General features: G+C 36.6%; 11 protein-coding genes and 1 tRNA gene. 5 read left to right on the top strand and 7 right to left on the bottom strand.

Annotated features, from left to right (window positions below; all coding sequences use genetic code 11):
• Nucleotides 1-40: 40 nt before the first annotated feature.
• The 5 genes from ric to LC814_RS12190 all read right to left on the bottom strand — a co-directional run bounded on the left by ric (nt 41) and on the right by LC814_RS12190 (nt 7166).
• On the bottom strand, nt 41-754 hold the full coding sequence (gene ric / locus LC814_RS12210; protein ID WP_226064249.1) for an iron-sulfur cluster repair di-iron protein: 714 nt from the start codon (nt 752-754) through the stop codon (nt 41-43).
• Nucleotides 755-881: 127 nt separating this feature from the next.
• Nucleotides 882-1313 (bottom strand): RrF2 family transcriptional regulator, encoded by a 432-nt coding sequence (locus tag LC814_RS12205; RefSeq protein ID WP_226064248.1) that lies wholly within the window; start codon nt 1311-1313, stop codon nt 882-884.
• A gap of 16 nt (nt 1314-1329) precedes the next feature.
• A complete protein-coding gene (locus tag LC814_RS12200) occupies nt 1330-1704 on the bottom strand; it encodes a hypothetical protein (RefSeq protein ID WP_226064246.1) in 375 nt (124 codons plus the stop codon).
• Between the two features lie 69 nt (nt 1705-1773).
• The gene (locus LC814_RS12195; RefSeq protein ID WP_226064244.1) at nt 1774-2244 is read right to left on the bottom strand and encodes an Lrp/AsnC family transcriptional regulator; all 471 of its coding nucleotides are present in this window, start codon (nt 2242-2244) and stop codon (nt 1774-1776) included.
• A 131-nt stretch (nt 2245-2375) separates the two neighbouring features.
• On the bottom strand, nt 2376-7166 hold the full coding sequence (locus LC814_RS12190) for a translocation/assembly module TamB domain-containing protein (protein ID WP_226064242.1): 4791 nt from the start codon (nt 7164-7166) through the stop codon (nt 2376-2378).
• 4 nt (nt 7167-7170) lie between these two features.
• On the opposite strand from LC814_RS12190, the gene tsaD reads away from it, so the two are divergent.
• From tsaD to LC814_RS12175, 3 genes are all read left to right on the top strand, one after another.
• Nucleotides 7171-8211 carry a tRNA (adenosine(37)-N6)-threonylcarbamoyltransferase complex transferase subunit TsaD gene (tsaD, locus tag LC814_RS12185; protein WP_226064241.1) on the top strand — a complete coding sequence of 347 codons (1041 nt, stop codon included), beginning with the start codon at nt 7171-7173 and terminating at the stop codon, nt 8209-8211.
• Between the two features lie 26 nt (nt 8212-8237).
• Entirely contained in the window at nt 8238-8636 is a 399-nt protein-coding gene (locus tag LC814_RS12180) for a hypothetical protein (protein WP_226064239.1), read from the top strand.
• A gap of 79 nt (nt 8637-8715) precedes the next feature.
• Nucleotides 8716-9426, top strand: a complete 711-nt coding sequence (locus tag LC814_RS12175) for an RsmE family RNA methyltransferase (protein WP_226064237.1) — start codon at nt 8716-8718, stop codon at nt 9424-9426.
• Between the two features lie 37 nt (nt 9427-9463).
• Here the strand turns inward: LC814_RS12175 and LC814_RS12170 are convergent, their stop codons facing one another.
• Nucleotides 9464-9820, bottom strand: coding sequence for an SdpI family protein (locus LC814_RS12170; RefSeq protein WP_226064235.1), 357 nt, complete (start codon nt 9818-9820; stop codon nt 9464-9466).
• A 12-nt stretch (nt 9821-9832) separates the two neighbouring features.
• Nucleotides 9833-10492, bottom strand: coding sequence for a TrmH family RNA methyltransferase (locus LC814_RS12165; RefSeq protein WP_226064233.1), 660 nt, complete (start codon nt 10490-10492; stop codon nt 9833-9835).
• 338 nt (nt 10493-10830) lie between these two features.
• Here LC814_RS12165 and LC814_RS12160 point away from each other — a divergent pair, with 338 nt between their 5' ends.
• Both LC814_RS12160 and LC814_RS12155 read left to right on the top strand, forming a co-directional pair.
• Nucleotides 10831-11847, top strand: coding sequence for an asparaginase (locus tag LC814_RS12160; RefSeq protein ID WP_226064232.1), 1017 nt, complete (start codon nt 10831-10833; stop codon nt 11845-11847).
• A 106-nt stretch (nt 11848-11953) separates the two neighbouring features.
• A tRNA-Ser gene (locus LC814_RS12155) sits at nt 11954-12040 on the top strand.
• Nucleotides 12041-12655 lie beyond the last annotated feature (615 nt).

The following is a 12655-nucleotide window of genomic DNA, read 5'->3' as shown; positions in this document are numbered from 1 at the left end:
AAATATGAAATGGATTTCAGAAAAAAAACAGAAAATTTAGTTAGAAGGTTTTTTCCAAAGCGATCGCTTTCGGGAAAAGTATATTGTTTTCTAAGTGAATATGTGTATGCAGATCTTTTTCGAAATCTTCAAGCATTTTATAGGTCACCTGATAAGTTCCACATGCATCATCGGGGAACTGATAGTTATTGGTTAAGTTTTCAATCTTCACAAACAGATCGCCGACAACGGTATGCTCATGTTTCATCATCGCAACAGGACTTTCTACAGTTCCAAAATGTGGCGTAACTAATTCCTCTCCTTTTTCTTTGGCGTTAACCATTCTTTTGATGAAAGGGAAAAGTATCAATTCTTCTTTCTTCATGTGTGCTGCAAGTTCTCCGGAGATTTCTGTAAATATGCTTTTAATTTCAAACAATTCAGGATGTCTGTCGCCGTGAACCTTACATAATTTATTCAAATACTGAACGAGTACTGTGGAATTTTCTTCTACATAGCGGTGATGCGTTTTTTCAACATAATCTGCGAGTAAATCCAGGGGCCAAGAATTAAAATCAATATCACCTGATTTTTCTGCTGAAATTTTTTGCAAATCATTATAAATATCTTCTGCCTGAAATTTTTTATTTTCACAGGCTTCATCAATGGTTCTGTTTCCTTTACAGCAAAAATCTATTTTATATTTTCTAAAAACTTGAGCTGCTCTGAAATCTTGTGCAACCATTTCGCCAATCGTTTGTTCTTTCGTTAACATGATGTCTTGTTTAATATTATGGTACAAATGTAAACAATATTTTTAATTCGGACAAATTTATCTTATTTAAAATTAAAAGTTTTTTATTTCTTTTTTAAAGTTTGAATTTCATTAAATATTTAGGTAGTTATTTAAGCCATGCAAGTCCATTTTCTGTACGGAGCGCCAAGTCATAGAAAGAGTATTTCTGTGTCATGGCAATAAGATTATCGCGCACAGGCTTGAAGTCATCATGAACTGGGCACGGATTCTCAGAGGAACATTTATGCAATCCCAATCCACAATTGGTAAAAATTCCGTCACCATCGATGAGCCGAACGACATCATAAATTTTAATTTCTTTCTGCCGCTCGATATCAAAGGTAAATCCACCCTGTTTTCCTCTTATAGAAGCCAGAATATTTTCACGACAAAGCTGTTGCAGAATTTTTGCGGTAAATGCTTCTGGCGCATTCACCGATTTTGCAACTTCCTTTACATTTACACGTCCGCCTTGGTGACTTTTCTGTGCAATATAAATGGTGGCTTTAATGGCATATTCGCAAGCTTTAGAAAACATGAGTTTTTAATTTTAATTATTTGAAAAACTGCCATTTTGGTATAATTACGAATAGTCCCAAAGTACAAAACAAAAACATATTCGTAACATCAGTATACAAAAAGGTAGACAGAAAATAATTGTGCGCCAGGAAATGAGTAATCAAAACCGCGGGAAATAAATATACGGCAAACTTTCTGTAAAAAAAGATAAAGATTACGGCGAGCACCATTAGCGCATCGACCAGAAATATAAAATAGAAATACGTTGATGGAATATTAATTTCCTGATGTTGGGAGAATTCATCGAAATCAATCCCAAATCCCATTAAGGTAAAAAGTAAAAGCGCGCCTAAAGCTGCAATAAAAGCGACATCTTTTTTCGGAGATTCATCCGCAAAATTATCATTCATAGTGGTAAAAATAAAAAAACTTTTGATAAGAAATCAAAAGTTTTGGGTATTGTTGATTAAAATCAGCGATTAGATAGAAACCGCTTCGATCAATCTGTTTTTGTCAGAGAGAAATTCTTCCATAGAAATCATACTTTCAGTTCTCATAACATCCGTAATGTCATCGATCTGATAAATGATTCTTTTGGCGTCCTCTGTATTTTTCGCACGAATTTTACAGAAAATATTATATTTTCCGGAAATTACGCTGGCTTCCGTAACATTTGGAATGGTCGTAAGTTCTTTCAAAACTTCCTGCGTACGGTTTGATTTTGTTAAAAGAATACCGATAAAAGCAGTAAAATGGTAATCCAATTTTCCGTAATCGATGTTCAGTGAAGAACCTAAAATAATACCGGCGTCTTCCATCTTTTTCACTCTCACGTGAATTGTTCCTGCAGAAACATCCATTTGTTTCGCAATTTCTGTAAAAGGCATTCTGGTATTTTCCACTAAGAAATCTAGGATTTTCTTATCTATTTCGTCCAGTTGATAATTCATATTTTTGTATTGATAATTTTAGAAGTACTATTATAAAAGTTCTGCAAATTTACGAAAAAATATGAAACAGAAAAAATTAATTGAAATATTAATAAATTTTAACTAAAAATTGATTATTTGCCTGTATATCCTTATTTAATTGTGTCGATTTTCACGGATTCTGTTTTACCACTCGTTTTTTCAGACTGAGTAGATTTCTCTTTTTTCTTCCTTTTAAAGATAGTATTAAAGCTTTTGCTGTACACGACTCCGACCCCGTAACTTTGATTGGCTCCAGCGTTTGCGGCAGCAGTTCCGTTCAGACCGATATTGGTTGGTTTAGAGTACGCACGAAGTAATCGGGTGCCATCATTATTTTTAGACCAATCATATTCTACAATACCTTCGCCCGACAGATAATCAGATCCTGTATTTTCTGATTTAGAAATCGGAATTCCCAAGCCCGTTTTCACAGTAACACGAGGTGAGAGCGCAAAACTAACGCTGGCATTCGCGCGGTCACCGGAATTGGATCCGGCATCACCTTTTAGATAATTTAAATCAACCTGAAATTCATTGCTGATGGTATTTAATACAGAACCCAACTGTTTGAATAGCATATTATATCCAGAAGTTTCCAGCGTATTTCCCAGATTTATATCAAAGGCAGAATTGCCTACATTAAAACTGTTCATCACCAGAACGGAACCGAACTGAATAATTTTTTCATCTTCGTTGCTCATCTTTTCAGCGAGCGTTTCTTTTAAATTAGAGGAAACATCTTGCGCGGAAACTCCCAATACAATTTTCGGATTATTTAAGGTTTGGGTAATCTTCGTCGTCAACAAAACATTAATCGGTTGCAGACTTCCCATATTTAAATATTGTCCTGCATTGGTCACTGTTCTTAAATAAGTTGCATCAATATCCAACTGTGGTGCAATCGGATCGCCGTCCCAACGGATTGAACTTCCTTTCGTAATATGGAAAGTTCGGTTAAGAATTGCTTTGGAGACAAACGTTCCGCTATCCACGAAATAATTCCCGTTCATTGAAATAGCACCAGTTCGGCTCATGATAAAACGCAATCTTTCAGATGTCCCACGAACGCTGATATCACCAATATCATCACCAACTAAAACGTTTACCGTTGTTCCTTTATCAACTGCCAAACTGAAATCAACATTCATATTGGCGCTGGTTTTTTTCTTTTTCTCAACCGTAATTCCACCATTGTCATCTCGTTTTAAAAAGCGAAGCATTTTAAATTCTTCAACATTAGAGGTCGAATTCGAGTTAAATGTAAATACGGAATTATTGAGTGCGCGCATTTCCGGTGTAGAAATATTTAAGGCGGAAACAGGACCATCAACGTAAAGTGTTCCTGTTCCGTAAACACGTCCCCAAAACAAATCGTAGTCTTTTTGAGTCGTATTTAAAAGCATCAGATTATCTGCCCGCAATACTAAGTTGACCCCCATCGAAGACAAGGTTTCAAACTGGATCGCACCGGAGATTGATCCTTCTGAATTGCTACGACCATCACTAATTCCAATATCATTTAAAATCGCCAAACCGCGGGAAAGGGAAACAACTGTATCATCGAGTGAATAATCAACACCCGTAAAATCTAGTTTTAGCCCAAATTTCTTTAAAGCAATATCACCACTGTAATCGATATCGTTCAGCTGACCGCTAATCTTCAAATCTCCAAATGCTTTACCGCGTAAATTAGAAAAAATGCCTGTGACAAACTGCTGAGCAAAAGCAAGATCAAAATCATTCATCTTCGCCACTAAATCTAGAGAAGGCGACGCTGTATTATTATTGATCGTTCCGGTAAGATGCAAATCGTTGTCACCAATTAAACTTCCACTTGCCGAAACTACTTTTACATCTACATCAAAAACATTCGGAATTAAGCTGTTTTTGGTCTCAATTTGAATTTTTCCCATCTCTTTACCGTTCATGAAAATATCAGTGATATTAACATTAATTAAAGGTTCGAGATTATTTTTATCCATTTTAATATTAAAAGTACCATTGGCAATACCTTTTAAATCGAAGGTATTTTCATTTTTCATCAGCGCCAAAACCTTTGAAATATCTAAATTTCTCACCTCGCCTTCTGCAGAAAAATCTTTTGCGGATTTAAAGATTGACTTTTCTAAAAACAGCTCACTCGTATCTGAATAAACCCGTAAATTCTGGATAAGAAAATCAGCCGTCTTCTTTCTGTAAGTGATGGAATGGTTTAGTGCCGGATCGGTATCTACAGTCCAGGCAACATCATTAAACTTCACCATTGTAGGTTCAAAACGGAACACAAAATCACCGGCCGCATCGGTACTTTGGTTAATATTAACCGCGTACTCTTTCATGGTCTGTTTTATTTCTTCTTCTGGTGTACCATGTTTAAAATTAGCCGCGATATGTAAAATCTTGTTATTTTCGTTGCGACCACTAAGCGTAATATCTTTCAGAATATTCGTATTGTATTCAATCCGGTTTATTTTAGCAAAAATCTGCTCATCAAGATTAGCGGTGTTGATGCGCACCATCAGCTCATCAATCATTGCGCTGTCCCGCGAGACTTTGTCTCTTGCTGTAATTTTATAAGCGGGATTTGCACGGGCAAGTGCCTGATCAGCTTGGGTAATGTCTTCTTTTTTAGTCATCAGATATTTCAGCTGCGAAGCGTCAATATTTAAAACTAAATTATTAGAGTTACCGTCGTAAGATCCATCAACCGTCGCGCCTTTTGGAATGTGAAGTTCAGGCATAAAATAATTCACCAAATCTTGTTGCACATCAAACTGCATAGTGAAATGCTGACCACGATAAATCTTTCGGGGTGGCGGTCCCACCAAAATTTTACCTAAGCCATTTTCGACCATTCCAGCCAAATCGCCCAAATTAAATTTCCCCGCTATTTTACCATTCACAGCGCCAGCCGCATCAACAGAAACGACACGATTTCCATTTTCGAAAAAGGCTTTTACCTTCGCATTTGGAATATAAAATTTCTGAGTATTTGTAGCGAAATTTACCTCAGATAAATCAGCATCTAAAGTAAGATCATTAATATCGGTCATCGAAATTTTTCCGTCTACTATTCCACTTACAGCCTGTGTTCCTTTTGCGCCCGTAAAAAAGTTTAGATTGAGGTATTCGACATTTGCCTTAACATCTGCATAAAGTTTAGAAGTACTGAAATCAATAAGTCCCTTAACTCGAGCTTTTACCTGCTCATCATTTACATTGATGATACCGTTGTATTTCTTATGATCCAATAGCCCTTCCAAATACACATTATGAACTACTTTATCGGTAATTTCAATTTTAGAAATTTGCGATTTCGTACGGATTGTCATCGTATTCACGTCGAAACTTTGACCTTGAACATTGAATTTTCCGCTGATTAAACCTACTTCTTTATTTTTAGTAATTACCGTTGTATTGAGGTCGTTCACTTCCGCATAACCACGATACTTTGGCATATTCGAACTGTAATCATCCAAATAAAAATTATTAATTTTTGCCTGCCCGATTCCCGTGATAAGGCGTGCATTGGGAATATAAACCTGTTTTGGATTTACTCGTGCTGCTCCGTCGAATTTTATTCGTCCGAAATCATCCGCAAAGTTTTTCATTTTTGAAGAAATAAAAGTCGGCATCATCGCTTTTAAATCGATATAAGTGAAATCGGTAGAAAGCGTATTGGTTTCGATCTGAAAATTACCTTTTAAAACATTGGAAACTTTCATCGTTTTGGTCCTGATGTTAACCGTCGGGTTTCTCACCAAAAAGTTATCCAGATAAAACTTGTTGAGCGGACCGGTCATCTTACCGGAAATATTAAATGGTTTATAATTATCCCAATCTGTGACAAAATAACTAATATCATAACCGCTCAGCTGGCTGCCTTGTTGCAGATTCATATCCCATCGGACTTTGTCGGCAAAGTCTGTAAATGAACCTTTATTTAATATTAATTTTAAATCTCCCTGCAATAGCGAATGATCGGTATTAAAGGTCATATCCTTCAGAGAAAGAAATTGTTTCGTGAGAGAAAAATCGGCAGAAAAGGTATCCACAACATGTTTCTTGCCCCAGCGTTCTGCAACAAAACGTAAATTGTTAATTTGCGCAAAAACATTGGACCCATTTACCCGAAGTTCGGGAATAACGAGATTGACATCAGTCGCATTCAACCATTGACCATCTTCTTTATTTTCATGATTTTCCGAGAAGATGGAAACTTTTGAATCGGAGATATATATACGTGATTTTAGCTGAAAAGGCTCTGTTGGTGTGGTTGGCGAAGGTGTATTAAAAAGATCAACAAACCGAACAAAATTTGAAATACTGTCATTCTTATAAGTTATGACTTTCAGATCCATTTTCTTTAGAGAAAGCGACTGGAACTGCAAATTCCGGGAATTACTGATGATAGAAAACCAGTCAGAATCCGCATAAAGCTCTTCCGCTTTTAAAAACTTGAAGCCTTTGTGATCTTTAATTGCGACGTTGTGAATATTAATATCTCCGAAATAACTTACATCTACACTTTCAAAAGACATTTGTGCATTTAAGTCCGTATTGAGTTTTGTAATTACTTTTTGCGCTGCCCAGTTTTTGGTTGCTGGCAAACTTACGATGACGAAAAATGAGGCCACAAGAAAAAGTGCAACCCAAAAGACGATCAGCAATAATTTTGCCCACCAGGTATAACTGGTCACATCTTTTGCAGCCTGATGTACAAAATCGCCCGCAGTTTCTACGGGATTATTAATCGCATCGGAAGCAAGATTGGTTGCGCCTTTTACGGTTTCTTTTACAGAATCCTGTACGTTTTCAACGCCCTTTTGCACAGAGTCACCAATGTTTTCGGCCAGCGATTTTTTATCTTCGTTATCGTTATTATTCTCTAAATTTGCCATTGTTATGAGTGACTCAATAATTTTAGGTATAGAATCTTCTTGCGACGATACTTCCGCAGCTGTTCTCAAAGGTAATAAAATACTCTCCAATATTGCAGCCAATCAGGAAATCCACCAACAATATGGTGGCGTAGTTCCGGAGTTGGCTTCCCGAGCGCATCAGCAGAACATTATTCCGGTCGTAAATCAAGCAATCATCAAAGCAAATATACAACAAAAAGACATTTGTGCGATTGGTTTTACACGCGGACCAGGACTTTTAGGTTCGCTGCTTGTCGGCACTTCTTTTGCCAAATCGTTGGCGATGAGTTTAGCGGTTCCTTTGATTGAAGTTAACCATTTGCAAGCCCACATATTGGCTCATTTTATTGATGACGCAAATCCAAAACCGCCCAAATTTCCATTTCTATGCTTAACGGTTTCTGGCGGACATACGATGATTGTAATTGTAAAAGATTATTTCGATATGGAAATCATCGGGAAAACAATTGATGATGCAGCTGGCGAAGCTTTCGATAAAATTGGAAAAATATTTGGCTTGGATTATCCCGCCGGACCTATTATCGATAAAATATCTAAAGTTGGCGACGGCAGCATTTTTAAATTTAATAAACCAAAACTCGACGAATACAATTACTCCTTCAGCGGCATTAAAACTTCAGTCTTGTATTTCATACAAAAAGAAGTGAAAAAAAATCCTGATTTTATTTTAGAAAATCTCAATGATTTATGCGCGTCTGTTCAGAAAACTCTTGTTGAAATTTTAATGGATAAATTGGAGAAAGCATCGTTGGATTTTAACATCAATGAAGTTGCCATTGCAGGTGGAGTTTCCGCAAATTCTGGTTTGCGCGAAGCCATGCAAAAAAATGCTGAAAAATTGGGATGGAATATTTACATTCCAAAATTTGAATATACGACCGACAATGCGGCGATGATTGCAATGGTTGCGAAACTAAAATTTGACCGCGGCGAATTTGCGGATCTTTCTGTGTCTGCAACAGCGAGATATGATATCGAGGAAGAGTTTAAAAAAGAAATTTAAAAAATTAATAGATCACAAGCCTTCAGATGAAAATATTATTAGAAGAAAAAATTCTGGTGTCGCACTCCAAAAAAAACTCCCGATATTATTGGGTTTTAGAAACTGTGACGGGTAAAACTGCAGCTTCCGTAGACCAGGGAGAATTCTTAAGCGCAAGTTCTGAAAACGGCTACCTTCAAGATATCAAAGATGAAATCTTGGAAAAAATTAATACCGAAAATATTTTCAGCTTTCCCTTTACCCCAAAAGAGGGAGATTATTTATCGCTTAAAAATAATTTAAGAAAGACTGAATATTTAAATTTAATTTTCATCAACGATAGGTGGATCGAAGAAATTTACAGTTGCAGCTACAGAGAATGTGATACCGATATCTATACAACTATAAAAACAGGCGTCGCATTTTTAAGCGATAATATTGTGTGAAATCGCATTTATTTTCAGCGCATTCATCCTTTAAAAAGCGTGTGATTACATTGGGTTTCAAAGAAATAAATTACTTCAAATGAAATTATTTTACGGGAAAATAGACGATGGTCAGGTTATGATCGATACTGAAGAACAAACGCACATCGTAAAAGTTTTGCGAATGCGCTCAGGTGAAGAAATTTTCGTGACCGATGGAAAAGGAAATCTCGCCAAAGGAAATCTTGTTTTCGAAGGTAAAAAAGTTTCACTTGATGTTTTAGAAATTAAAGAAAATCTGCCCAATTTTTCCACAAAACTTCATATTGCAATTGCGCCAACAAAAAATATTGACCGCATCGAATTTTTTGTAGAGAAAGCTACGGAAATGGGAATTGCTGAAATCACTTTTTTGCAAACTGAACAAACTGAGCGGAAAAATATCAATATCGAAAAACTTCGGAAACAAAGTATTGCTGCGTCGAAGCAAAGTTTGCGATTTCATTTTCCAGTGGTTAATGACTTGACTAAATTTTCTGATTTTATTAAAGAGGTCGATTCAGAAAACACATATGTCGCACATTGTAATGAAAATTTAGAACGAATTGATTTGAAAATGCTTCGGCAACCTCAGCATGCCAAGAATGAAAAAATTACTTTTTTAATTGGGCCGGAAGGTGATTTTTCTGATAAAGAAATTTCATTGTTAGCCGAAAAAGGCGTGAAAGCAGTTTCGCTGGGAAGACAAAGATTACGCACGGAAACGGCGGGAGTTTTTGTTGCAGCCTGGAATTATGAGATGATGATGTGATGATGTGATGATGTGATGATGTGCTAATTTGAAAAATTTAATTTCTAAATTTTGTTTTTACTGCCTTTTCAACTCGGAAAAATAGAATGATTACCATTGCAACCATCAAAAATAATCCAATGATTAAATTGATGGAATCATTAAAATTGGTGATTAAAGCAAGTAATGAACTTCCTGCTAATAAACCACCCAACTTCATTAATTCTTTTGCGGAAAATTTTTGCGAGAAATCCCATCTTTCCTGATTTTTCATGGAACTATTCGTACGATATCCATAAAGTGAATTAATCTTTTTCGGAGGAAATTGAAATTGTATAAATCCAGCTAGCATAAAGATGAGTCCGCCAAAAAAAGTGATATTAAATAAAGGATTTTCTACCAGTTGATCATACATAATCCATAAGTTTTAAAAATTCTCTTTTAAATATTTCTCTAAAATTTGTTCGCCACTTTGCAAAGAATTTACGGCCCAACGAACTTTCATTTCCCACAGCTTCTCTTCCGATAGTTTATAATCAAGATTTGATTTCATTAATTTCTGTTTTAATTCATACACGCAAATTGCCGCTGCTACAGAAACATTAAAACTTCGGGTAAATCCATACATCGGAATGGCTAAAGTTTCATCTGCGAAATCTAAAATCTCCTCAGTAACTCCAGCTGCTTCGGTTCCGAAAACCAACGCTACAGATTCGGTGATTTGAAAATCAGAAAGTAATGTTGCATTTTTTTCTGGTGAAACAGCCACGATTTTATATCCGCGATTTTTAATTTCCTTAATAGAATCTAAATGGTGCGGAAGTTTTTCTACTTCTACCCAGGTTTCCGCGCCTTTGGTTACGCGAAGATTGGGGTTGAATTCATTCTCACTTTCCATCGCCACAATTTTATGAAATCCACAGGCTTCGACAGACCGGACGATTGCCGCTGCATTTCTAAACTGAAAAACATCTTCAATTACGGGCAAAACACAATCGGAACTCTCGGGTGCTAGATGATTGATTTTTTGCAGCCGTTCGTCGGTAAGAAATTGCTGGAGATATTCGAAGATTTTCTGATTATTCATGGGTTCAAAAATAAGGATTATTTTAGAAAATAGAATGAAGAGGCGCGAGCGGAGCGAGCGCCGAAAAGTTGAATTGTAGCAGTATGTTTTTTAGCGCTGTTAGAGCTTCGAGTTCTAACAGCGCTCTTGCAGTCGAATCGTCGCGATAGGGATCGCAGTGGAAATCCCGGAATAAGCGCCGGCAAAATAAGCGATCTTTTTGTACGCGGCTGCATGAGGAATTGCAGCGTAGAGCCCGGTTTTTTAGATTTTCAGCAAAGGATTCAGCAGAGGGAAATCTAAAAAAATCGCCCAAAAAGGTATTTTTGTTATTCTGTGAAATGCTGTATTTTTGGAACATGAAAAGAAAAGTGCTCCTGATTTATACCGGCGGAACCATCGGTATGGAAAAAGATTACGAAACCGGGAGCTTGATGGCCTTCGATTTTGGAAATATTTTTCAGAAGATTCCGGAAATGAAATTGATTGAGTGTGAAGTTGAAGTGTACCCGTTTGAAAAACCTTTGGATTCGTCGGATATGGGTCCGAAAGAATGGAAGATGATCGCCAATTATATCGGTAAAAATTACGAAAAATACGATGGCTTTTTAATTCTTCACGGAACGGATACGATGTCTTACAGCGCTTCTGCCTTAAGTTTTATGTTGAAAAATTTGCGTAAACCCGTTATTTTGACAGGTTCACAATTACCGATTGGAGATCTGCGGACTGACGCGAAAGAGAATCTTTTGACCAGTTTGTATTACGCCAGTTTATATGACCAAGATGAAGCAGTGGTTCAGGAAGTGGTGGTTTATTTTGAATATAAGCTCCTCCGCGGAAACCGAACTTTGAAATATTCTGCAGAGTTTTTTGATGCGTATCAAACTCCGAATTACCCGACTTTGGGGCAGTCTGGAGTTCATTTAAATATTGAAAAAGATTTCTTATGGCGTTGTAAAACAGACGAACCATTTACGGTGGACACGCATATTTCCCAGGATGTTTTATTTTGGCGAATTTTCCCGGGAATGCATTTGAATCATTTCACAGAGATTCCGCAAGTGAAAGTTTTGGTATTGCAGGTTTTCGGGTCGGGTACGATTTTCAATACTGCAAAAACGAAGAAACTTTTGCAGGCGCTGCGACAAAATGGAACTGAAATCGTTGTGATTTCGCAATGTGTGTCGGGTGGAATTAGTTTTGGAAAATATACAAATTCTAATATTTTTAGAGAAATCGGCGCAATTAGCGGAAACGATATTACGGCGGAAAGTGCGATTACGAAAGCGATGCATCTTTTAGACAACCCGAATTACGAGGGAAGTTTTGGGGAGAATTTCGTGAAGAATTTGTGTGGTGAAGTATCTGAATAATCCTCACCCCAACCCGCTCCAAAGAATAGGGGGCTTTTCTTTGTATAATTTTTAGAATTCGATTTTTAGAATTCAATTAATTACGCTATTTTTGCAGTCTTCAAACAGAGAGGTGTCCGAGTGGTTGAAGGAGCTAGCCTGGAAAGCTAGTGTACGGGCAACTGTACCGTGGGTTCGAATCCCATCCTCTCTACAATTTCATTTGGTTATCAGTTACTTATGATTATTACAGCCAAAAATACAGCCAAAACTTGTTGAGTTTTGGCTGTTTGTTTTGTATGATACCTTTTGATATTACATTAGATAAGATTGAATAGATATTAAATTTCAACTTAGATTTGAAAAATATATTTTGCAGTCGAAAACCTTATTTTGGCAACCGTTTCAAAGCGTAGCGTTGTAAACTGCTATCAAAAATTGCATTTATCTTGAATGGAAATCATCCTACAAATGACTCCAGCATAAACATCCTAAATTTGGGTAAGTCTAAAATAAAAATATTAGATATTTGCGAAAATACAGTTAATAAGAGGTATGCTAAAATTTTGCTCAGATTTGTAATTGATAAAGCGAAAGAAATGGAATTCAAAATATCACTGCAGACCTATCTTCTTATTGGGTTACTTCCGCTTTATAAATCATTAGGTTTTACTTGTCTAAAGATGATGATATATTGTTTGGTGAAAAAAACGGTCAAATTGACCACCCAGATTCGGAGTAAATTGACCACCCATATTCGGAGCAAACTGACCACCTGGATTCGGAGCAAATTGACCACCTGGATTTTGGGTGATTTTTTCAGTTAAAA

It is taken from the genome of Kaistella polysaccharea (assembly GCF_020410745.1).
GTDB lineage: Bacteria > Bacteroidota > Bacteroidia > Flavobacteriales > Weeksellaceae > Kaistella > Kaistella polysaccharea.
The sequence above is the reverse complement of the archived record's forward strand: the minus strand, read 5'-3'. Positions and strand labels throughout refer to the sequence as shown.